Annotated in this window: 18 protein-coding genes and 1 tRNA gene; 8 read left to right on the forward strand and 11 right to left on the reverse strand. The window is 73.4% G+C overall.

Annotated features, from left to right (window positions below):
* Positions 1 to 41 precede the first annotated feature (41 nt).
* Both IE096_RS18545 and guaA read right to left on the reverse strand, forming a co-directional pair.
* Positions 42 to 596 (reverse strand): carboxymuconolactone decarboxylase family protein, encoded by a 555-nt coding sequence (locus IE096_RS18545; RefSeq protein ID WP_189453126.1) that lies wholly within the window; start codon positions 594 to 596, stop codon positions 42 to 44.
* A 132-nt stretch (positions 597 to 728) separates the two neighbouring features.
* Positions 729 to 2,333 (reverse strand): glutamine-hydrolyzing GMP synthase, encoded by a 1,605-nt coding sequence (gene guaA, locus IE096_RS18550; RefSeq protein ID WP_189453128.1) that lies wholly within the window; start codon positions 2,331 to 2,333, stop codon positions 729 to 731.
* A gap of 325 nt (positions 2,334 to 2,658) precedes the next feature.
* Between guaA and IE096_RS18555 the strand changes: the two genes are divergently transcribed.
* Positions 2,659 to 2,973: a chorismate mutase gene (locus tag IE096_RS18555; RefSeq protein WP_189453131.1), complete on the forward strand. Its 315-nt coding sequence runs from the start codon at positions 2,659 to 2,661 to the stop codon at positions 2,971 to 2,973.
* Positions 2,974 to 3,558: 585 nt separating this feature from the next.
* Here IE096_RS18555 and IE096_RS18560 read toward each other — a convergent pair.
* The 3 genes from IE096_RS18560 to IE096_RS18570 form a co-directional block, all read right to left on the reverse strand.
* Complete coding sequence (locus tag IE096_RS18560; protein ID WP_373298157.1) at positions 3,559 to 5,343, reverse strand: GMC oxidoreductase; 1,785 nt, start codon at positions 5,341 to 5,343, stop codon at positions 3,559 to 3,561.
* A 9-nt stretch (positions 5,344 to 5,352) separates the two neighbouring features.
* Entirely contained in the window at positions 5,353 to 7,008 is a 1,656-nt protein-coding gene (locus IE096_RS18565) for a succinic semialdehyde dehydrogenase (RefSeq protein WP_189453133.1), read from the reverse strand.
* A gap of 82 nt (positions 7,009 to 7,090) precedes the next feature.
* Positions 7,091 to 8,683, reverse strand: a complete 1,593-nt coding sequence (locus tag IE096_RS18570) for a serine/threonine-protein kinase (protein ID WP_189453135.1) — start codon at positions 8,681 to 8,683, stop codon at positions 7,091 to 7,093.
* A 341-nt stretch (positions 8,684 to 9,024) separates the two neighbouring features.
* On the opposite strand from IE096_RS18570, the gene IE096_RS18575 reads away from it, so the two are divergent.
* Positions 9,025 to 10,173 (forward strand): hypothetical protein, encoded by a 1,149-nt coding sequence (locus IE096_RS18575; protein ID WP_189453136.1) that lies wholly within the window; start codon positions 9,025 to 9,027, stop codon positions 10,171 to 10,173.
* 106 nt (positions 10,174 to 10,279) lie between these two features.
* Positions 10,280 to 10,352 (forward strand) — tRNA-Arg (locus IE096_RS18580).
* Here IE096_RS18580 and IE096_RS18585 read toward each other — a convergent pair.
* Entirely contained in the window at positions 10,318 to 10,821 is a 504-nt protein-coding gene (locus tag IE096_RS18585) for a GNAT family N-acetyltransferase (RefSeq protein ID WP_189453138.1), read from the reverse strand. The two genes, IE096_RS18580 and IE096_RS18585, sit on opposite strands and share 35 nt — an antisense overlap.
* A gap of 95 nt (positions 10,822 to 10,916) precedes the next feature.
* On the opposite strand from IE096_RS18585, the gene IE096_RS18590 reads away from it, so the two are divergent.
* Positions 10,917 to 12,083, forward strand: coding sequence for a winged helix DNA-binding domain-containing protein (locus IE096_RS18590; RefSeq protein ID WP_189453140.1), 1,167 nt, complete (start codon positions 10,917 to 10,919; stop codon positions 12,081 to 12,083).
* 73 nt (positions 12,084 to 12,156) lie between these two features.
* Here IE096_RS18590 and IE096_RS18595 read toward each other — a convergent pair whose 3' ends face one another.
* Both IE096_RS18595 and IE096_RS18600 read right to left on the reverse strand, forming a co-directional pair.
* Positions 12,157 to 12,588, reverse strand: a complete 432-nt coding sequence (locus tag IE096_RS18595; protein WP_189453143.1) for a VOC family protein — start codon at positions 12,586 to 12,588, stop codon at positions 12,157 to 12,159.
* Positions 12,589 to 12,616: 28 nt separating this feature from the next.
* A complete protein-coding gene (locus IE096_RS18600) occupies positions 12,617 to 14,077 on the reverse strand; it encodes an MFS transporter (RefSeq protein ID WP_189453145.1) in 1,461 nt (486 codons plus the stop codon).
* 133 nt (positions 14,078 to 14,210) lie between these two features.
* On the opposite strand from IE096_RS18600, the gene IE096_RS18605 reads away from it, so the two are divergent.
* Entirely contained in the window at positions 14,211 to 14,909 is a 699-nt protein-coding gene (locus tag IE096_RS18605; protein WP_189453146.1) for a TetR/AcrR family transcriptional regulator, read from the forward strand.
* Between the two features lie 10 nt (positions 14,910 to 14,919).
* On the opposite strand, the gene IE096_RS18610 is transcribed toward IE096_RS18605, so the two are convergent.
* Positions 14,920 to 16,248, reverse strand: coding sequence for a M64 family metallopeptidase (locus IE096_RS18610; RefSeq protein WP_189453148.1), 1,329 nt, complete (start codon positions 16,246 to 16,248; stop codon positions 14,920 to 14,922).
* Positions 16,249 to 16,404: 156 nt separating this feature from the next.
* The gene (locus IE096_RS18615; RefSeq protein ID WP_189453572.1) at positions 16,405 to 17,667 is read right to left on the reverse strand and encodes an alpha/beta fold hydrolase; all 1,263 of its coding nucleotides are present in this window, start codon (positions 17,665 to 17,667) and stop codon (positions 16,405 to 16,407) included.
* Between the two features lie 186 nt (positions 17,668 to 17,853).
* On the opposite strand from IE096_RS18615, the gene IE096_RS18620 reads away from it, so the two are divergent.
* The 3 genes from IE096_RS18620 to IE096_RS18630 all read left to right on the forward strand — a co-directional run bounded on the left by IE096_RS18620 (position 17,854) and on the right by IE096_RS18630 (position 21,373).
* A complete protein-coding gene (locus tag IE096_RS18620; RefSeq protein WP_229820347.1) occupies positions 17,854 to 19,242 on the forward strand; it encodes a helix-turn-helix domain-containing protein in 1,389 nt (462 codons plus the stop codon).
* 272 nt (positions 19,243 to 19,514) lie between these two features.
* Positions 19,515 to 20,225, forward strand: a complete 711-nt coding sequence (locus IE096_RS18625; protein WP_189453150.1) for a response regulator — start codon at positions 19,515 to 19,517, stop codon at positions 20,223 to 20,225.
* Positions 20,222 to 21,373 (forward strand): sensor histidine kinase, encoded by a 1,152-nt coding sequence (locus tag IE096_RS18630; protein WP_189453152.1) that lies wholly within the window; start codon positions 20,222 to 20,224, stop codon positions 21,371 to 21,373. The genes IE096_RS18625 and IE096_RS18630 overlap by 4 nt, the downstream gene beginning before the upstream one ends.
* Positions 21,374 to 21,476: 103 nt before the next feature.
* Here IE096_RS18630 and IE096_RS18635 read toward each other — a convergent pair whose 3' ends face one another.
* On the reverse strand, positions 21,477 to 21,851 hold the full coding sequence (locus IE096_RS18635; protein WP_126915581.1) for an STAS domain-containing protein: 375 nt from the start codon (positions 21,849 to 21,851) through the stop codon (positions 21,477 to 21,479).
* Positions 21,852 to 22,002: the final 151 nt, after the last annotated feature.

Genomic DNA, 22,002 nt, shown 5'->3' on the forward strand with positions numbered 1-22,002 from the left:
CCGCCCAAACGAATGAGCGACGGCACTCGTGTTTGACCGGATCAGGCGCGCCGCGCCCCCGGTCCGTTCGCGTAGCCGTGGGCGACGACGCGGTCCGCCATCCGCGCGAAGGACGACGGGTCCGTCGGCGACGAAGCCGCCAGGCCGTCCACGTAGCGGTTGTACATGCAGAACGCGGCGGCGATCAGCACCGTGTCGTGGATCTCCACGTCCGTGGCCCCCGCCTTGCGCGCGGCCGCCACGGACTCCTCGGTGACCTTCTTGCCGCCCTCGCGGACAAGGGCGGCGATGGTGAGCAGCGCGCCGATCTTCGCCGGGAAACCGGAGAAGTCGTGGTCGTCCAGGACGCGGCGGACGGCCGGCATGCCGCCCTCCAGTTCGCGGGCGGCGACCTCGGAGTGGCCGCCCGTGCAGAAGGCACAGCCGTTGCCGTGCGAGACATAGGAGGCGATCAGTTCGCGCTCGCCCCGGGAGAGCGGGCCGGGGGCGCGGAGCAGGGCGTCGGCCAGGTCGTTCAGCGGATCGGCGGTCTCCGGGCGGAACCGCATCAGGCCGATGATTCCAGGCGCGTCGTTCCCCACGTCTATGTGCGGCACAACGTCTCCTCTCACTGGCATGGGCTCACAGCATTCCGCACCACGGGCAGGACGCATAGGCGGGGAAACGGCCGTGCCGCCCACTCCACACGCGGCGGAGGGGCGGCACGGCCGTTTGTCATCGCTGGGGAATTACTCCCACTCGATCGTGCCCGGCGGCTTGCTGGTCACGTCCAGCACCACGCGGTTGACGTCGCGCACCTCGTTCGTGATGCGGGTGGAGATCCGCGCCAGCACGTCGTACGGCATGCGCGTCCAGTCCGCCGTCATGGCGTCCTCGGACGAGACCGGGCGCAGCACGATCGGGTGGCCGTACGTGCGGCCGTCGCCCTGCACGCCCACGCTGCGGACGTCGGCGAGCAGCACGACCGGGCACTGCCAGATCTCGGCGTCCAGGCCGGCGGCGGTGAGCTCCTCGCGGGCGATGGCGTCGGCCTCGCGCAGCAGGTCCAGGCGCTCCTGGGTGACCTCGCCGACGATGCGGATGCCGAGGCCCGGGCCCGGGAAGGGCTGGCGCTGGACGATCTCGGCGGGCAGGCCGAGCTCCTGGCCGACCATGCGGACCTCGTCCTTGAAGAGCTGGCGGAGCGGCTCGACGAGCTCGAACTCCAGGTCCTCGGGGAGGCCGCCCACGTTGTGGTGGGACTTGATGTTGGCGGTGCCGGTGCCACCGCCGGACTCGACGATGTCCGGGTAGAGCGTGCCCTGGACGAGGAACGCGACGTCCTCGCCGTCGGCCGCGCCCTCGGCGACGATCTCGGCCTGCGCCTGCTCGAAGACGCGGATGAACTCCCGGCCGATGATCTTCCGCTTGGTCTCCGGGTCGGAGACACCGGCGAGCGCGCCGAGGAATCGCTCCTGCGCGTCGACGACCTTCAGCTGGACGCCCGTGGCGGCCACGAAGTCCTTCTCGACCTGCTCGGTCTCGCCCTTGCGCATCAGGCCGTGGTCGACGTAGACGCAGGTCAGCTGGGAGCCGATGGCCTTCTGCACCAGGGCGGCGGCCACGGCGGAGTCCACGCCGCCGGACAGGCCGCAGATCGCGCGCTTGGTGCCGACCTGCGCGCGGATGGCCTCGACCTGCTCCTCGATCACGTTGCCCGTCGTCCAGGACGGCTCGATGCCCGCGCCGCGGTAGAGGAAGTGCTCCAGGACCAGCTGGCCGTGCGTGGAGTGCATCACCTCGGGGTGGTACTGCACGCCGTAGAGCTTCTTCTCGTCGTTCTCGAAGGCGGCGACCGGCACCAGGTCCGTGGAGGCGGTGACGGCGAAGCCCTCGGGCGCGGCCGAGCAGGCGTCGCCGTGCGACATCCACACGGACTGCTCGACGGGGGTGCCCTCGAAGAGCGTGGAGCCGGCCTTGCCGACGTGCAGCGCGGTGCGGCCGTACTCACGGGCACCGTTGTTGTCGACCGTGCCGCCCAGCGTCGTGGCCATCAGCTGGAAGCCGTAGCACATGCCGAAGACGGGGACACCGGCCTGGAAGAGGGCGAGGGCGTCGTCGAGGCGCGGAGCGCCTTCCTCGTACACGGAGGAGGGGCCGCCGGAGAGGATGATCGCCTTGGGGTTCTTGGCGAGCATCTCCGCGACGGGCATCGTGCTGGGGACGATCTCGCTGTAGACCCGGGCCTCACGCACGCGGCGGGCGATGAGCTGGGCGTACTGTGCGCCGAAGTCGACAACGAGCACCGGTTCCGCGGTGTTGTCGTGGACGGCGGCGGGGGGTGCTGCTGACACGGGAGCGGCCTTCCGGCGGTCGGGAGGGGGTCTGTATTTGTCGATTCTACCGGGGAGCGGGGGGTTCCTTTTGTCTCACCATCCGAATACCGGACCGGCCCGCGTTGGCCACGGCGCCGTTCCCGGGCCATACTGGGCGCCATGCGCAAGCACCTGACCTTCGTCTTTACCTATGGCACCCGGCCCGTCCGGCTGCCATGGTCGTGCTGCTTGAGCAACTGACAAGCGACTTCCCAGGCGCCCCGGGCCGACAAGGCCCGGGGCGCCTGTCGTTTTCCCGGACCTGTCCGCCTCCGGGGGCCCCGGCCCTTTTGGAGAAAAAGACATGACCATGAACGCGCACGGCGCCATCGCCACCACCACGACTCCCGCCGACACCGGCGCCCGCACCCCCGAGGCCGCCGGAGTGATCACCGGCGCCCGGGAGCGGATCGACGATCTCGACGGCCGCATCATCGGCCTCGTGCAGGAGCGGATGGCCGTCTCGGCGGTGATCCAGCGCGAGCGCATCGCCTCCGGGGGCCGGCGCGTCAACCTCTCGCGCGAGATGGAGATCCTCGGCCACTACCGCGAGCAGCTCGGCCGGCCGGGCACCGCGCTGGCCATGACCCTGCTGGAGCTGTGCCGGGGCCGCGTCTGACGGGCGAATGCCGACCGGGCCCGTCACCCGTACGGCGCCGTGACCGGCGGCTGATCATCTTCGTTAATACCGGTGACCGCACCAGCCAGGAGCGGCCCTCTCGAAATCCACGCGTGGCTTCCGTCCCTGTTCAACTGGGCGCCCGGCATCGACAGGGCGGATCCACCGGAGTGGGAGACGCGCGAGCACGCGTGTCGTGGGACCCCCCTCCGGTGGCACGGCGACCGGTCAGCAGGGGACAGCAGCCCGGCCGCCACCCAAGGGACGGTCGGTTCCGGGGACGCCTGGAACCGACCGTATCCGGTCGAAACGGTTGCGCCCGGGAGGCGCATCCCCCACGATGCCAAGGGGAACCGAAAGTCCGCACCAATCCCCTCGCGTCCCACCGCCATTGGTTCAACCATCCGGTTAAACCAACTGGTTCAGTCAACGGATCCAGCTCATCCCCCCAGCCCGCGGCGCTCCCCCCGGCGCCGCTCCGCGGCACCGACCTGCCCTGATCTCGGTGCCGGCAGTCAAGGGCCCCGTGGCCGCCCGCAGCCCCCGCGTCGGCGGCCCGGGGCCCTTCGCCGTGCCCCGGTGCGGTCAGGACTCCCGCGGCACCCTCGGCACCGGAAGCAGCGGCAGGCGCAGCGCCGCGAAGGCGTCCTTGGGCACGGCCGGGTGCCGGGGTTCCACGGCGGCCGTGCGCTCGTACGCCCGGCCCTGCTCGGGGCGGGGGTCGGTCTCCCCCTTGTTCGGCCAGAAGGACATCGCGCGCTCGGCCTGCGCCGTGATCGTCAAGGCGGGGTTGACGCCGAGGTTCGCGGAGACGGCCGCGCCGTCGACGACGGAGATGCCCGGGTGGCCGTGGAGCCGGTGGTACGGGTCGATCACGCCCCGGGAGGCGTCGGCGCCGATCGGGCAGCCGCCGATGAAGTGCGCGGTGAGCGGCGTGCCGATGAGCTCACCGACGTTGCTGCCCGGGAAGCCGTTGATCTCCTCCGCGACGAGGGACGCCGCCCGGGTCGCCTGCGGGAGCTGTACGGGGTTGGGCTCGCCGTGGCCCTGCCGGGCGGTGAGCAGCCCCTTGCCGGGGCCCCTCGGCCGCCGGTAGGTGGTGAGGGAGTTGTCCAGCGACTGCATCACCAGGCCGATGATGGTGCGCTCGGACCAGCGGCGGTTGGACAGCGACCGCAGCAGCAGGACGGGGTGGCGGACGCACCGCCCCGCGAAGGCCACCGCCCGTGGCGCACGCGTCCCCACCGGCACCTGGAGGACGGACAGGAAGCCCATCGCGTTGGAGCCCTTGCCGTAGCGGACGGGCTCGATGTGCGTGTCTGCGTCCGGGTGGATGGACGAGGTGATCGCGACGCCCCGGGTGAAGTCCGGCCGCTCGCCGTGGCGTTCGCGGTAGCGCCGGTCGGTGGTCTGGGAGCCGACCAGCGCCTCGGAGTTCGTCCTGGTCAGCATGCCGAGCCGGGGGGAGATCCCGGGCAGCAGGCCCTTGTCCCGCATCGTGTGCAGCAGCGTCTGGGTGCCGTACGTGCCGGCGGCGAGCACGACGTACCGGGCGCGCAGCGTCCTCGGGCGCGCCCTGTGACGTCCGCGCCGCCGGTCCGTGGGGACGGTGACGACGCGGTAGCCGCCGTCGCGGTGCTCGGCGACGGCCAGCACCGTGGTCATCGGGTGGATCACCGCTCCGGCGCGTTCGGCGAGGTGGAGGTAGTTCTCGCAGAGGGTGTTCTTCGCCCCGTGCCGGCAGCCCGTCATGCACTCGCCGCACTCGACGCAGGCCCGCCGGTCCGGCCCGGCGCCCCCGAAGTAGGGGTCGGGCACCTCCTCGCCGGGCCGGGCGCGGCGTTCGCCGTCGCCGTCCCGCCCGTCCCCGAAGAACACCCCGACCGGCGCCATGTGGAAGGTGTCCCCCACGCCCATCTTCTCGGCGGCCGCCTTGAGATGGACGTCGGACGGCGTGGTGGTCGGGTTGATCCGCACCCCGAGCATCCGCCGCGCCTGCTCGTAGTACGGCCGCAGCTCGCCCTCCCAGTCGGTGATCCCGGCCCACTGCGGATCGTCGAAGAACGCCTTCGGTGGTACGTAGAGGGTGTTGGCGTAGTTGAGCGAGCCGCCGCCGACACCGGCGCCCGCCAGCACCATGACGTTGCCGAGCAGGTGGATGCGCTGGAGGCCGTAGAGGCCGAGGGCCGGGGCCCAGAGGTAGTTCCGCAGGTCCCAGGAGTTCCTGGGCAGGGTGTCGCGGGTGAAGCGACGGCCGGCCTCCAGCACGCCCACCCGGTAACCCTTCTCCGTCAGGCGCAGGGCGGAGACGGAACCGCCGAATCCCGACCCCACGACGAGCACGTCGTAGTCGTACGTTCCCTTCACCACTGCCCCTCCTCAGCGCAGCCGGAGCGCCTTCAGGGCGCGCAGCCCGCCCGTCATCAGCCGTGCGTACGCCTCGTCGTCCAGGCCGAACGCGGGTCCCATCGGCACCAGCCGCTGCTGGGCGATCGTCTGCGCCTCCGTGTACTTGAGGATGCCCTCGGCGCCGTGCCGCCGGCCCAGGCCGGAGTCGCCCATGCCGCCCATCGGCGCGCGGGCGCTGCCGTAGGCCGCCGCGTACGCCTCGTTGACGTTGACCGTGCCGGCCCGCAGCCGGGCCGCGACCGCCCGGCCCCGGCGCCCGTCGGCCGTCCACACGCTCGCGTTGAGGCCGTACGGGGAGTCGTTGGCGAGCCGCACCGCCTCGTCCTCGTCGTCGAAGCGGTAGACGGAGACCACCGGGCCGAATGTCTCCTCGGCACAGACCGCCATGGGCGGCTCCACCCCGTCCAGGATGGTCGGCTCGTAGAACAGCGGTCCGACGTCCGGCCGGGGGCGGCCGCCCGCGAGGACGGTGGCGCCCTTGGCCACGGCCTCGTCCACGTGCCGGGTGACGTTCTCCAGCTGCCGCTCCGACACCAGCGACCCCATGTCGGCGCCGTAGGCGAGGCCCGTGCCCAGGCGCAGGGCCTTCGTGCGCGCGGCGAAGCGCTCCAGGAAGACGTTTGCCACGGAGGAGTGAACATACAGTCGCTCGATGGAGACGCACAGCTGGCCGGCGGAGGAGAAGCAGCCGCGGACCGCGCCCGCCGCCGCCTTCTCGACGTCCGCGTCGCGCAGCACCAGCATGGCGTTCTTACCGCCCAGTTCGAGCGAGCAGCCGACGAGCCGGTCCGCGGCGCTCCGGGCGACCTCGCGGCCGGTGCGGGTGGAGCCGGTGAAGGAGACGAAGTCGGCGTGGGCGACGACAGCGGGGCCGACGACGGGGCCCTCGCCGAGCACCACCTGCCACACGCCCTCCGGGAGCCCGGCCTCCACCAGCAGTTCGCGGGCCCACAGGGCGGTCAGCGCGGTCTGGGTGTCGGGCTTCATCACCACGGCGTTGCCCGCGGCGAGGGCGGGCAGCGCGTCCCCGACGGACAGCTCGAACGGGTAGTTCCACGGCGCGATCTGCCCCACCACACCGCGCGGTACGCGCAGTTCGGTGACGCGCGTGAGGGTGGGGAGGACGCCCAGGTGCGCCTTGGGCCGCAGATAGGAGGGGGCCCACCGACCGTAGTGCCGGGCGGCGACGGCGACGGCCTGCACCTCCTCGTGGGCGTGCAGCCGGGCCTTGCCCGTCTCCAGCTGGACGAGGTCCAGGATCTCGGACTGGCGGGCGAGCACGAGGTCGTGGAAGCGCAGCAGTACCGCCGCCCGGCGCCGTACGGGCGTCTCCGCCCAGGCGCGCCGCGCCTCGCGGGCCCGGGCGAAGGCCTCCGCCACGTCCTCGGGCGAGGACTCCGGCAGATCGGCCAGCTTCCGGCCGGTGAAGGGGGCGTGGCTCGCCGTGCGGCCGCCGGAGCTCACCACCGCGCGCGTGAGCCGGGCGACGAGCTCCGGCGTGACGACGTCGGCGGCGGTCCGGGCGCCCGTCGGGGCGACAGGGTTGCCCGCCAGGGCGACGAGGTTGCCCGCCGGAGCGACGGGATTGCCATCGGCGACTGTTCCAGTGTCCTGCGTGTCCGTCATGCGGGTGAGCGTATGCGGGGCGGGACGCTTTGAATACCCGGCGGTAATCAACTCTCTTGTCAGGGCGGGGAGACGGCCGCCGTCAGGGCGAGGAGACGGGCCTGGTCCGGACGAAGGTGGACAGCGCCGTGTCGAAGTACCGCTTGCCTTCGTCCTCCCTCCCGGCCGGGGAGGACACCCACACGTCATACATCTTGTCCCCCTCGTCCCACGCGAGGTCGTAGGTGTGCCGGGGGCCCGCCGGGGCCTTCTCCTTCTCGTCGAAGCCGTCCCAGGTGAACTCCCAGGTCGCCGCCCGGTGGCCGCGCAGCTCGGTCCGCTCGACCTTGCCGTCCCGGTAGCCGGGGTAGCGGTCGGGGGCGAGGGCGGCGGAGGAGCGCATGACCGTGATCGGTCCGCCCTCCTGCATGTCCTGGATGAGGACGCCGATGCGGAAGTCCTTGCCGGGCGAGTAGTAGAAGACGCGCGGCGGCTCCAGGGAACGGGTGAATCCGTCGGGCACGGCGAAAGCGAAGCCTGCCGGGTCCTGGACGGAGTGATAGCCGGCGGGCGCGGTGACGGAGGCGGTGGCGGGTGGTGGCGGCGGTGGTGCGGACGGCGACACGGACACCGCCGTGGCGCCGGGGGTCAAGGGCGCGGAGAAGGGCGGCCGCCCGTCGGCGAGCCCGTTCTTCGCACTGTCCTCGTTCATCAGCAGCGCCGCCGCCCCGGCGCCCATGCCGGCCAGCGCGACGACGGTGAGCGCCACCAGCAGGGCCGTACGGGATCGGCCACCGGCCTGCGACGCGGGGCAGGGCAGGAGCGGGAGGGCGGGCCGGGTGGGCAGCCGGTCCGGGGGCAGCCGGCCGGCGTCGAGGAACGCCCTCAGCGTCGCCTCCGCCTCGTCCGCGCCCATCCGCCGCGCCGGATCCCGCTCCAGCAGGCCGCGGACGACCGGGAGCAGCGGACCGGCCGCCGTGGGCGGCCGGATCTCGTCGTAGACGACGGCGTGCAGGATGCCGCCCAGCGAGTCGCGGTGGAAGGGCGACTCTCCGCTGAGCGCGGTGCACAACAGGACGCCCAGCGACCACAGATCGGACTCCGGGCCCGCGCGCCCGCCGGACATCCGCTCCGGCGCGGTGTACTCGGGCGAGCCGACGAACGCGCCCGTCTCCGTGATCGTCGTGACGCCCGAGACCTGGGCGATACCGAAGTCGGTGAGGACGACGCGGCCGGTGCCCTCCTCCAGCAGGACGTTGGGGGGCTTGATGTCCCGGTGCAGCACGCCCCGCGCGTGCGCCGCGCGCAACGCGCCCAGCAGCGCGACCCCGATCCGCGCCGCCTCGTGGACGCCGACCGGCCCCTCCGCCGACAACAGGCCCGACAGGGAACGGCCGTCGATCAGCTCCATGACGATCCAGGGCCGGCCGTCCTGCTCGACGATGTCGTGCATCACGATCACGTTCGGATGCCTGATCAGCGCGACCGCGCGCGCCTCGCGCAGCATCCGCGCGTACTGCGCCCGGGTCTCCCGCTCGGACGGCTGCTCGTCCACGTGCAGTTCCTTGACCGCGACCTCGCGCGCCAACAGCTCGTCCGTGGCACGCCATACGGTCCCCATACCGCCGCGCCCGATCTTCCGGCCCAGCCGGTACCGCCCGGCGATGAGACCGCCGTGTGCAGCGAAGGTGCCCATGAGCCCATATTGCCCCACACCCACCCGCCCGACCGGGCCCGTACCGGACGCTTCACCCTCCGGCTCGCGCGCCCGCGCTCGTTGAGTGACCTGAGCGCCGGGCGTTCCTGGCGTTCCTGGCGTTCCGGCAGCGCTTCCCGCCATGCGAGAACGCCGGGGATGGGGAATTCCGCGGCCTTGTGCCGGGGGGCCTTGTGCCGGGGGGCCTTGTCCGGGGGCCTTGTCCGTGACGACGTCCTGCCGACATCCTGAACGCCCGTACGTCCCGCACTCCGTGGCCCCCGTCCCCCCGATCCGGACCGTCCCGCCGACCGGGCGTCAGCCCGAGCGAGGAGCCCACCGTGCCCAGGACCCCTGCCCGGCGGACGGCCACCGCGTCACGGAGGGCCGGCGGGGCCGCGGCGACCGTCGCCGCCGCCTCGTCCGCACCCGGTGGGCTCGTCGCCACGATGACGGCCCTGCACCGGACGGCGGGCGGAACGGCGGTCGCGGCCCTGGTCGCACGCTCGGGCGCCTCGGGTGCGTCGGGCGCCTCGGGAGCAACCGCAACCGCTGGGCGGCGGTTCGCGCCCTTCCGTCGGGCGGCGGCGGCGCAGGACGTGTCCGTCGCCTCCCTGGCCCCGTTGGACACGCTCGGCTTCCGGGGGCTCACCTACCCCGAGGGATGCACCACGGGCAACGACGTACGGCTCGAGCAGCTGTTCCGGCAGACCGGCGGCGGGTCCGAGCCGGGCTACCCGAAAGGCTTCGAGGAGATCCGGCTCATCGACCAGTACCTGCTGCACGAGAACCGGCCGCAGGTGGCCACGGCCATGCACGCGATCAACGGCGACTTCGTGGCCGGCGCCAACAACACGGATCAGAACATCTTCATGGGCACCGCGAAGGCCAACAAGACCCACCTCAACGAGGTGGAGGCCCCGCTCCGCCAGGCCCTGCAGGGCCGTACCGCCTCCGGCCGCGCCGCCCGCTACGAGGCCGCCCTGGCCGCCCACCCGCCCGTGGCGCTCGCGGCCGACCCCGCGATCCTCGCCTGGGACGCCCCGGGCGCGGACATCCCCGGGGCCGTCGCGGTCTCCGGCACCGCCCGCTGGGATCCCGCGCCGCTGACGCGGATCACGCACTACGTCGACACGGCCCGGCTCGCCGCCGCACCCACCGAATTCCCGCGGATCGTCGACTACAGCGTCGTACCGGAGTACAAGCCCGACAGGCTGCCCGCCTACATCGACCGGAACATCGCCGAGGCGGAGGTCAAGATCACCGAAGCGGAGGCGGAGCTCGCCGGTCTCACGGACCCCGCCGAGCGCGACGAACTGGCGGAGAAGATCAAGAACGAGCGGTGGGCGGTGGAGCGGCTCCGACTCAACGGGCCGCGGCTCTTCCCCACGACCTTCACCGCGGAGGCCACCTACTACCTGGCCTCCTACGCCCCGGACCGGCGCTGGCTCGTCGGCCGGGACGCCGGGACCTTCGACGCCCAGGAGTGACGCGGGCGGCAGGAGCGGACGCGGGCGTCAAGAGCAGGGGAAAAGTTCATGTACAGTTGTTCCCGCAACGCCGACCGGCCAGCGGAAACGCCGACCGGGACGCCGAGCGCTCGTAGCTTAACGGATAGAGCACTTGACTACGGATCAAGAGGTTGCAGGTTCGAATCCTGCCGAGCGCACTCTCTTCGACGGGAGCCAGACGTATCGAACGTCCGGCTCCCGTTCTTCGTTTCCGCTGCCGTCCGTGCGCTCCGCCGCCGTGAAGCCGTGGCGTTCGTAGAAGCGGTGTGCCGGGGTGTTGACCTGGAAGGTCCACAGCTCCAGGCCCTCGGGGCGGCGCTCCTTGGCCAGGGCGACGAAGCGGTCGCCCAGGCCCTCGCCCCGGCGCTCGGGGGAGAGGTAGAGCTGGTCGAGATGGCCGCCCTGGAGGACCATCACCCCCACGATCACCCCGCCCGCCCCCTCCGCCACCCACGTCTCGCGCTCGGGCACGACGACGTAGCGGAACCACGCCCGTACCTCGTCGTCCGTGTGCGCCCGGCGGACGGCCGGGAGGGCGGCGACGTACGAGCGCAGCCACACCTCGGCGGCTCCGGCCGCGTCGGCGGGCTCGGCCCGGCGGATGATCACAGTGTTCGTGTCGGTCATACGGCGCACCGTCTCAGCCCCGCACGCGTTCACGCACCCGCATTTCCCGCGCCCTAGGACAGGGTCTGTCCTAGATCCCGTCTACCTTCACCCTCATGAGCAGCAGCGCCCTCCCCCGTATCAGTGACGACGCGCGGCGTGCCCGGCTCGGCAGCCGGCACCTCCTCGCGCCCGCGCACCGGGCCGCCGCCGTCGAGGACGTGGCGGACGCGCTCGTCGGGCTGCACGCCTCCGACGCGGCGACCGTCTATCTGTCCGCCTGCGCGCGGCTCGCCGAGCCGGACCCGGCCGAGGTGGAGCGGGGGCTGTACGACGACGTGACGCTGATCAAGCTGCTGTCGATGCGGCGCACGATCTTCGCCGTGAGCACCGAGGTGGCCCCCTGTGTGGAGTTCTCCACCGCGCGCGGCATCGCCAGGCGCGAACGGGCCGGGCTGCTGAAGGCCCTCGGGGAGGCGTGGGACGAGCGGCGGCTGGCGGAGGCCGAGGAGGCGGCGCTGGCGGCGCTCGCCGCGCGCGGTGAGGCGACGACGGCCGAGCTGGCCGAGGACGTGCTCGCGCTCCGGGAGAAGATCACGACATCGCCGGGCAAGCCGTACGAGTCGCGGCAGAGCGTGGGGAGCCGGGTGCTGCGGCTGCTGGCGTCGGACGGGCACGTACGACGGTCCCGGCCGCGCGGGTCCTGGACGAGCAGCCTCTATTCGTGGGCGCCCGCGCCCCGCATCCCCGAGCTGCCCGAGCGGGAGGCGCGGGCGGAGCTGGTGCGGCGCTGGCTCGCGTCGTACGGGCCGTCGACGGAGGCGGACCTGAAGTGGTGGACGGGCTGGTCGCTGCGGGACACCCGGGCCGCCCTGGCCGATACGGGCGCCGTGGGCGTGCGGCTCGACCGGGGGCCGGGGCTCGCGCTGCCGGACGATCTCGACCCCGTCGAACCCACCGGCGACTGGGCGGCGCTGCTGCCCGGGCTGGACCCGACGGCCATGGGCTGGCGGGAGCGCGACTGGTATCTGGACCCGGAGCACGTCCCCTTCCTCTTCGACCGCGCGGGGAACATCGGGCCCACGGTGTGGTGGAACGGCAGGATCGTCGGCGGCTGGGCCCAGCGGGCGAACGGCGAGATCGTCTGGCGCGCCCTGGCGGACACCGGACGTGAAGCGTCCGCCGCCGTCGAGGCCGAGGCCGGGCGGCTGGCCGCGTGGCTGGGCGACGTACGCGTCACGCCCCGGTTCCGTACGCCGCTGGAGCGGGAGCTGGTGCGGTGACTCGGCCGGGCGCTCGAACGGCCGGCGCTCGGACGCCCAGCGCTCGGACGCCCAGTGCTCGGACGTCCGGCGCTCAGACGTCCGACCGGCGCGTCGGGCGCTTGGTCGGCTCGTCCCCGTACGGCGTGGTCATGAACTCCAGCGCGACCGTGCCGCCCGGGTCGCGGAGGTAGAGGCCCCGGCCGCCGTACTCGTGGTTGATCGTGCCCGCGGATTCGGCCCTCATCAGGGGGTCGGGGTAGTAGGGCAGCCCGCGCTCGGTGATCCGGCCGAGGATCGCGTCGAACTCCCCGTCGGTGACGAGGAAGGCGAGGTGGCTGGGGTTGAGGTCGGCCGGCGCCACGAGGTCGTCGCAGAAGTCGATGCCGACGCCGTTGGAGCTGGTGATCTGGGTGAAGTGGCCCCAGTCGCGGGGGGCCTCGGCGGCCATGAGCTCCGCGACGAAGGCCGCGCTCTGCCGACGGTCCTTGACGTGGACGATGATGTGGTTCAACTCGTTTGCCATGACGGATCCTTCCGTTTGAGGAACGGTGTCAGGAGGTCTGTCGTGCCGGTCGGCCCGGCAGGGCGAGGCCACCGAGCGCCGCGCACGCGGCGAACAGGGCGGCGACCAGCAGTCCCCTGCCGTAGCCGGCGGTCAGCGCGGCGGCGACGTCATGCGTGCCGGAGGCGAGGCGGTCCGCGGTGACGTGGGCGGCGACGGTGCCGACGACGGCGAGGCCGACGGCTCCGCCGACCTGCCGGGAGGTGTTGACGAGGCCCGAGGCGAGCCCGGCCTCGGCGCGGTCGGCGCCGGCGGTCGCGGCCACCGTGGCGGGCATGGTGGCGAGGCCCGTGCCGAGGGTGGCCAGGACGAACGGCACCAGGACGTCGGTGGTGTAGCCGCCGGTCGCGTCGACGCGCGAGAGCCAGAGGAAGCCGACCGTGCTCAGCGCCATGCCGCCGACGAGCAGCGGGCGCGGCCCGGTGCGGCCGATGAAGCGGGTGGCTATTCGGGCGCCCAGGATGATCGCGAGGGAGCCGGGTACGAAGGACAGGCCGGCGCGGATCGGGCTGTAGTGGAGGCCGCGCTGGAAGTACAGGGAGAGCACGAACCACATCGAGAACATGGCCGCGCCGATGACGACCACGACCGGGTTCGCGGTCGCGACGGACCGGCGGCGCAGCACGCGCAGCGGTACGAGCGGGTGGGCGACGCGGGCCTCGACGGCGACGAAGGCGGCCAGCAGCGCGGCCGCGGCCACCAGCGGGCCCCACACCCACGGCGAGCCCCAGGCGTGGGTCTCGCTGGCGACGATGCCGTAGACGAGGGCGGTCAGCCCGGCCGTCACGGTGACCGCGCCGGGCAGGTCGAGACGGCGCAACCCGCCACTGCCGGAGGCGGCGGCCGGGACGTAGGCGAGCGCGGCGGCCAGCAGGGCGATGCCTATGGGCACGTTGACGAACAGTACCCAGCGCCAGCCCGCGTACTCGGTGAGGACGCCGCCGATCACGGCGCCCACGGCGCCGCCGGCGGCCATGACGGCGCTCCAGGCGCCCATGGCCCGGGTGCGGGCGGCGGGCTCGGTGAAGGTCGTCATGATCAGGGTGAGGGTGGCGGGCGCGAGGACGGCGCCGCCGAGGCCCTGCACCGCGCGGGCGGCGATCAGCAGGCCGCCGTCGGTGGCGAATCCGCCGGCGAGGGAGGCGCCGGTGAAGGCGGCGACGCCGGCCAGGAAGGCCTTCTTGGTGCCCACGAGGTCGGCCAGCCGGCCGCCGAGCAGCAGCAGCCCGGCGAAGCCGAGGGTGTAGGCGTTGACGATCCACTGCTGGCCCGCGCCGTCGAGGTGGAGCTCGGACCCCATGGACGGCAGCGCCACGTTAACGATCGACACATCGAGGATGACCATGAACTGGGCGACGCAGGCGATGGCCAGGATCGCGGCGGTGGAGCGCGGGCCGGGGGCGGCCGCCGGGCCGTCCTCCGTCCGCCGGGGAGCGGCGGCGGTGTGCATGGAGGTGTCCTCACCACATCGGAAGCGAGACGTCGAAGCGAGACAGCGGAAGCGGGCAGGAAGCCCGAAACTAGAGACGCTATAAAAATATAGCACCTCTACTTCTGCCGGTCAGGTGGTTATTCTTGGCGTCATGACCAAGGCCACGCCGACTGCCGCCACGGGGACGACCGCCACCACGGGGACGACCGCCACCACGGGGATGCGCGGTCGCAAACGGGAGCGGACCCGCCGCGCCATCGCCGACGCGGCCTTCCGGCTCTTCGCCGAGCAGGGCTTCGAGGCGGTGACGCTCACGCGGATCGCGGCGGAGGCCGATGTGGCGCCGGCGACGGTCTTCACGCACTTCGCGTCGAAGGAGGACATCTTCTTCAGCCGCCGCGAGGAGTTCCGGGCGGGCCTGCCGGACGCCGTCGCCCCGGCCCGGACCGGCGCCGAGCTCCTCGCGGCCGTACGGGACTTCTACGCCCACGGCGTCGAGCTGGTCCTCGACCCGGACCGGATCGAGACCGGGCGGGTCTTCGCCCGGGTGCTGCGCGGCAGCCCCACGCTGATGAGCGGCTATCTGCCGATGAGCAGGGAGCGGCAGCGGCTGCTCACCGAGTCGCTGACGGAACGGGCCCCGCGGGCCAGCCGGGCCGAGCTGGAGCTGTTCGCCGCGCTGGCCGTCGCCGCCGGGGAGCGGGCCTACGAGGTGCTGCACACCGCCCTGGTGGCGGGCGAGCCCGTCGAGCGGGTGCGCGCCGTCGCCACCGAGGCCCTCGACCTGGGCTTCTCCCGGCTCGCCCACGCCTATGAGGGCTCGCACGTCCTCGACGCCGAGCCCTCCTGAGCGCCGAAGGTCAGCCCGCGACCTTCCACGACAGCTCGCCGCGCAGCCGCTTGGCCAGCTCCGGGTCGCGCACCGCGTCCGTGCGGTCGACCGCACGGGCCGTCAGCGTGTGCGTACGGCCGTCGCGCGGCACGCCCACGGAGCCCGGCACGACCGTGGTCTTCCCCCGGAACCAGACGACCTCGTGGCCGTCGACGTACCAGTGGACGGTGCTCGTCGCGGCGGGCAGCCGGACGCCGACGCGCGCGCCGCGCCCGATCGTCGTACCGGCGGCCGCCGTTCCGTCGGCGGCGGTCAGCACGCTCGCGTGCCGGTAGAAGCCCGCGATCATGGCCTCACGGCCGACGAGGTTGAACTCCCGCCCCAGCGACCGCATGATCGAGTTCTCGGTGGGACGGAAGAGACCCTTGGGGTAGTAACCGCCGCCCTCGAAGGCTCCGACCGTGCCGCCGTCCGGTGACCGCTGCCCGAGCCAGCGGTACCACTTGGTCCGCTGTGCGCCCATCCGGCCCGCGTCGAGCGTGCTGGTGTTGACGTCGCGGGGCTCTGCGCCGGTGTAGGTGCCGTACTCGTCGTACTGGTACTCGTCGGCGAGCTTGCCCAGCGAGTGACCGGTCTCGTGGACGGCGATCTGGTCGGAGCGGTCGTTATCGGAGGAGGCGGTGGCGATGCCGTCGTAACCGACCTTGGAGACGACGTCGTTGTAGCCCGCCCCGCCGTACTTGGTGGAGTTGGCGAGCACCACGACCAGGTCGGCGGCGGGCGCCTTGGCGGCGTACGACTCGACCTTGCCGGTGTCGACGCACAGCAGCCGCTCGACCCCGTCGCAGAAGAAGCCCGAGCCGAGGGCGGTGTCCCGCTTCACGCCCTGCGCCGGGTCGCCGGAGACGCCCGAGTCGCGCGAAACGGCGTCCACGGCCCAGACGTTGAAGAGGTTCCGGTACGAGGCGTAGGGCTCGACCGCCGACATCTTCGCCCACTTGGCGCGCACGGCCGCGTGGAATGCCTCCTGCTGGGAGGCGGTGTAGCCGTCGCCGATGAAGACGACGTCCAGCTTGGTGCCGATGGGGCCGTTGTTGACGACCGAGGTCACGGCGCCGTCGCCCTTGACGGACGGGGCGGACGGTGCGGCCGCGGTGAGGGAGCGGGGCGGGGTGGGGGACGCCGGGACGGTCCTGTGGTGGGGGTGACCGCCGGGCTCGGTGAAGTACTCCACCCGCTGGGTGGGTTTGGGCGCCGGAGTGGCGCCAACGGCGGAAGCGTGCGGGGCCGCCGTGGCGGCGAGCGCGGCCGTTAAGGCGGCGCCCGCCACTATGGATATTCGTCTGTACGTGCGCATGGGGGGTTCCTCCCGAACCGAAACCCGCCGGTTAAGTGGCGAGTTAAGTCGCGTTAAGGCGCCGCTCAACGTAGAGGCTCAGGAGGTTCATGACAATGGATGTGACGGGAAACGAAGGGGACCGCTACTGAGGGCTAGTCAGGCGCACAGGGCCGATCACACCTCGTCCCGGACGAGCCCCAGCAGCCGGTCCAGCACCGCGCGGCCGCCCGCGCGCACGCCGTCGTGCTCGTACTCGTCGGTGACCCAGGTCCGCAGCCCCGCGATCGACCGGGCCGTGCGCAGGGAGTGCTCGGTGTCCACGTAGAGGTCGTCGTGGTAGACGGCCGCCGCGACCGGCACCGTGTTGCGGGCGAGTCTGTCCGCGTCGTAGAGCGGGGTCCAGCCCTCGCGCTCCGCGAGGAGTTCGGCGGTGCGCCGCAGGGGGCGCAGGGCCGGCTGGGTCTCCAGCATCCAGGGGTGGACGGTCTCTCCCGTGAAGAGGAAGCGACCCCCGGGCTCGAAGTGGCGTTCGAACTGCGGGAATTCCGCGCGGACGCGCTCGGCGGACCAGTGCGTCGCACGCCCGTCCTGGGCATAAATGGCCTCATGGAGGAGGGTGTAGAGCGGGCTGGCGGTGCGCGAGAGCACCGCCGCGACCTGCTCGCCGAAGGCGTCCGACAGCCGCGGTCCGGCGGCCGTCGGCACGAACGCGTCCTCCAGCAGGTAGTGCAGCCGGTGGGAGCCGTCGCCGGTGCCCAGCAGGATGCCGAGCTGCTGGAACGCCGCCACGGTCAGCACGGAGCCGTCCGGGAGCGTCTCCTCCGTCTCCGCCAGGTGCTCCGCCACGCGCCGGGCCACCGCCTCGTCGTCCGGGTAACGGGCGTAGTGCGCCAGCGTCTTGCGCTCCATGCGCGGGTACGAGGCGCGGTAGACGGCGTCCGCGTCGCCGTCCAGCGAGGGCAGCCCGCCGGTGATCATCACCTCGGCCAGGCCCTCCGGCGCGTACGACAGGTAGCTGACCGCGCAGAAGCCGCCGAAGCTCTGCCCGAGGACGCTCCAGGGCCGGCCGCCGGTCAGCAGCGGCCGGATGTACTCGCAGTCGCGGACGATGGAGTCGGCCCGGAAGTGGGCGAGATACTCCGCCTGCTGCTCGGGGGTGCCGCGCAGGGGCAGCGTCTGCCGGTTGGCGGGGGTGGAGCGGCCGGTGCCGCGCTGGTCGAGCAGGAGGACGCGGTACTCCTCCAGCGCGCGGTCCAGCCAGTTCTCCCGGCCCACGGGCCGGCCGGCGGGGAAGCCCGGCCCGCCCTGGAGGAAGACCAGCCAGGGCAGGTCCTCCCGGGCCCGGCCCGCGGCGACGACCTCACGGGCGTAGAGCCGGATGCGCTCCCCGCCGGGACGGGCGTGGTCGAGCGGTACGTCGAAGAAGTGATCGGTCATGACGAGGCCGGGCTGGCGGACCGTGCCCGCCGCGGAGGCCCCTATGGGCCCGGTGTTCGTGGTGTCACCGTTTCCGGTGGTCTTCGGTATGGGCGGCACGGACGGCACAGGCGGCACGATTACATCCTCACGTAAGCAGATTTAACGTACGGCTTGAATCACGGCGCAATGTACCGAGGGGCGGAAGTGGCCGAGAACAGCACCCACGGCATACGGGCGGACGAGCCCTCCGACATCGGCCGCCGCGTCCTGCGGCTGCGGACCGAGAAGGGGCTCACCCAGAAACAACTGGCCGAGCCCGCCTACACGGCGGCCTACATCTCCACCCTGGAGGCCGGCCGGGTCCGGCCCTCCGAGACCGCCCTGCGCCATCTCGCCGGGCGGCTCGGCACCACCGTCGAGGAGCTGGCCACCGGCCGCCCGCCCCACCTCGCCACCGAGCTGCGGATGCGGCTGACGGACGCCCGGCGCACCCTGGCCACCGGCGACGCCGAGGACGCCGCCGCGCTCTTCCGCGCCCTGCGCGCCGAGGCGGCGGCGCTCTCGCTCGTGAACGAGGAGTCCGCCGCCGTCCTCGGGCTCGGCGACTGCGCGCTGGAGAGCGGCGACCTCACCGCCGCCCGCGACCTCTTCGCCGACGCCGAGGCCCTCCTCGCCGACCAGCCGCTGCCGCGCCGCGTGCCCGCCCTGCGCGGCCGCGCCACCGCCCATCTCCTCGCGGGCGAACTGCGCTACGCCTGCTACCTCCTGGAGACCGCCCTCGACGAGCTCAACGCCTCCGGGATGCACGACCCCGACGCCCTGCTCCTGCTCTACACCGCCTCCATCGCGCCCTACATGGACATGGGAGCGCACGCCCGCGCCGCGCACGCCGCCGAGCTCGCGCTGGCGCTCGCGCCCCAGGTGGACGACCCGGCGCTCGTCGCCGCCATGCACCGGGGCGTGGCCCGCAGCCTCATCGCCGAGGGCCGCATCGCCGACGCGGACGCCTCCCTCGCCAAGGCCCAGGAGCTCTACCAGCAGCTGCGCATACGGACCGAACTCGCCCACTGCCACTGGATGCGCGGCTACGTGCACGCGCAGGACGGCAACCTGCGCAAGGCCGAGAGCGAACTGCGCACCGCCCGCGACATGCTGGCCTCCAAGCGCGCCCCGCTGTTCACCGTGCAGGTGGAGGTGGAGCTCGCGGACGTGCTGCGGCGCCGGGGGAAGGCGCCGGAGGCGGAGGAGCTGCTGCGCCCCCTGCTCGCGCCCACGGCGCTCGGCGCCGAGCGGGGCGCCGTCCACGCCGGCGGTGCGCACCGGCTGCTGGGGCTCATCGCCGAGGACCGGGGCGACACGGACGCCGCCGAGGAGCACTACTGCGCCGCGCTGTCCCTGCTGGAGCGCACCGGCGCGGCGGGCGACCTCGCGGACCTGTGCCGGCTGCTGGGCGATCTCCTGCGGCGCACGGGGCGGACGGAGGCGGCGCTGGACGCGTACCGGACGGGGCTGGGGCACCGGGCGGCGCCGGGCACGACCACACTGGGGCCGGCGCCGAAGGCGCCGCCGCAGTGGCCCGTCGGGCGGATCTGAGAGCGGTAGGGCACGACCGGGCCCGGGCAGGCCGCCGCCGGGGGGTGCGGCGGCCTGCGACCGTGGGCCGCATGGTGCAGCATGGACTGCACTCTGCCGCCCGGGTGCCGGAGCGTCCATCCGTCCCGGGTCCCGGTTCGCCCCCCGCCGGTCGGCGGGGGTCGACCGGCCCGCGGGCGGAGCCCCGGGCTCCGGCGGCCGCCGACGGTGCGGCAGGCTGGAGGGGCGGGGCCGCCGACGGCCCCGGTGGACGAGGGAAGAGGTAGCGGACCGTGATCCGTGTGGCGGTGGTGGACGACGAACAGCTCGTCCGGTCCGGGCTGCGCATGATCCTGGGCACGGCCCCGGACATCGAGGTGGTCGCGGACTGCGGTGGCGGCGAGGCCGTGGCCACCGTCGCCGCGCACGCCCCCGACGTCGTGCTCCTCGACATCCGGATGCCGGACGTCGACGGCCTGACGGTGCTGCGCGCGCTGCGGGCCGCCCCCGACCCGCCGCGCGTCGCCATGCTCACCACCTTCGACGCCGAGGAGTACCTCGCCGCCGCGCTGCGCGCGGGCGCGGCCGGCTTCCTGCTCAAGGACACCGACCCCGAGCAGCTGGTGCGGGCCGTGCGCACGCTCGCCGGCGGCGGCAGCGTCCTGGACCCGGGCGTGACCCACGCCGTCATCGGCGGCTATCTCGCCGCCGAAGCGGAGAGCACGGCCGCCGAGGCGGTGCGGGGGCTGACCCCGCGCGAGCTCGAGGTGCTGGGGCTGCTCGGCGCGGGGCTGGCCAATCCGCAGATCGCCGAGCGGATGGGGCTGGCGCCCAGCACGGTCAAGGACCACGTGCGCGCGGTCCTCGGCAAGCTGGGCGGGATCAACCGCGTCCAGGCCGCGATCGTCGCCGACCGGGCGGGGCTGGTGACCACGGGCCCGGGCGCGCGCGGCGGGTTCCCGGGGGCCGGGGCGGGCGGGAGAACCGGGGACGGACGTCCGTGACGACGCCGTGGCGCGCCGCCCTGCCGTCCCGTGTGCCCGACTGGGCGGCGGTGGCCGGGCCCGCGCTGTTCGCGGCCGGGGACGCGCTGCTGGTCAACGGCGTCACCCCGCGGTTCTCGCTGTGGGTGTCGCTGCTGGCGGCGGTGGCGCTGCTGTGGCGCCGCAGGTTCCCCGCCCCGGTCTTCCTGGCGACGCTGCCGGGGATGTACTACGCGTACATCTGGATCGCGCCCATGTTCGCGCTCTACACGCTGGCGGTGCGGCGCACGGCCAGGCCGCGCGCCGACAAGTGGCTGCTGGGCGGCGCCGGGCTGCTGATGGCCGCCGCGCAGTTCCTGCCGTACCCGGTGTCCGACCTGGCGCTGGGCGACCGCCGCGAGACGGGCGTCAATCTGCTCGACTCGATCGTGGTGGCCACCACCCCCATCGCCTTCGGCCTGCTCTCCCGGGCCCGCCGGGAGTCGGTCGCCCGGCTCGACGAGCTGACGCGCAGCCGCGCCCGGGAGGACCGGCTGCTGGCCGACCGGGTGCTGGCCACGGAACGCGCGCGGCTCGCGCGGGAGATGCACGACGTCGTCGCCCATCAGGTCAGCCTGATCAGCCTCCAGGCGGGGGCCGTGCAGATCAGCACGGCGGACGACGCGGCCCGCGAGGGCGCCCGGACGATCCGTGAGCTGTCGGTGCGGACCCTGGACGAACTGCGGCACATGGTGGGCATCCTGCGCGCCGCCGGGGCCGACACCGAGGAGCTCACACCGCAGCCCCGGCTGTCCGACCTGCCCCGGCTGATCGAGCTGAGCGCGCTCGACGTCGCCTTCGAGGACGGCTCCGACCCCGGCGCCGAACGCCCGGAGGCCGTGGAGCGGGCGGCGTTCCGCACGGTCCAGGAGGCGCTGACCAATGTGCGCAAGCACGCGCCCGGGGCGAAGGTGCTGGTGCGGGTCGCGGAGGAGCGGGGGGAGCTGGTGGTCGAGGTGCGCAACGGCCCGGCGGACGCGGCGGTCCCGGCTCCGGAGCTGCCCGGCGGGGGCCACGGGCTGGTGGGGTTGCGCGAGCGGGCGCAGAGCCTCGGCGGGACGCTGGAGGCGGGTGCGACGGACGAGGGCGGATTCGCCGTACGGGCCCGCTTCCCGGCGACGGAGCGCTGACGGACCACTGAATCACCCGGCTCGGTGCCACGGCCCGCCTGATTCGTTGACGGTTCGACGATTCACCCGTCCGAGGGGCGCCGGACGCACCGATGACGACGGGTCAGGCGGACAGCGGGTCCGTGCTCTCCTCGGTCGCGCTGTCCAGGTCGGGGTAGACCTCGAAGAGCCTGCGCACCCCCAGCGCGGCGAGCACCCTGTTGACGTGCGAGCCGTCCACCGCGCCCTGGGCGGGCAGGATCAGCCGCAGCCGCCCCTGGCAGGAGCGCATCAGCCGGCGCGCGGCGATCAGCACGCCCACGCCGCTGGAGTCGCAGAACCGCACTTCCGCGAGGTCGAGCACCAGACTCCGCCGCCCGTCCGCGACGGCCTCGTGCACGTGCTGCCGCACCGACGGGGAGGTCACCAGATCCATCTCGCCGCAGACCCGGAGCACGGCCCACTCCCCCCGCTCGTGCTCCACCACCTTCAACGTCACGCGCTCGAGCCCCTTCACTCGGTTTGTCGTTCCTATGGAATGGACCCTTCCGCGGTATGGCTGCCTGGCGCTTCCCCCGTGCGGCGCCGAGTGAAACACCGCGGTCTCGTACGCGGTACAAGCCGACCACTGTTGAGCCTATGCCCAGCTC

It is taken from the genome of Streptomyces abikoensis, from assembly GCF_014648775.1.
Lineage (GTDB): Bacteria > Actinomycetota > Actinomycetes > Streptomycetales > Streptomycetaceae > Streptomyces > Streptomyces abikoensis.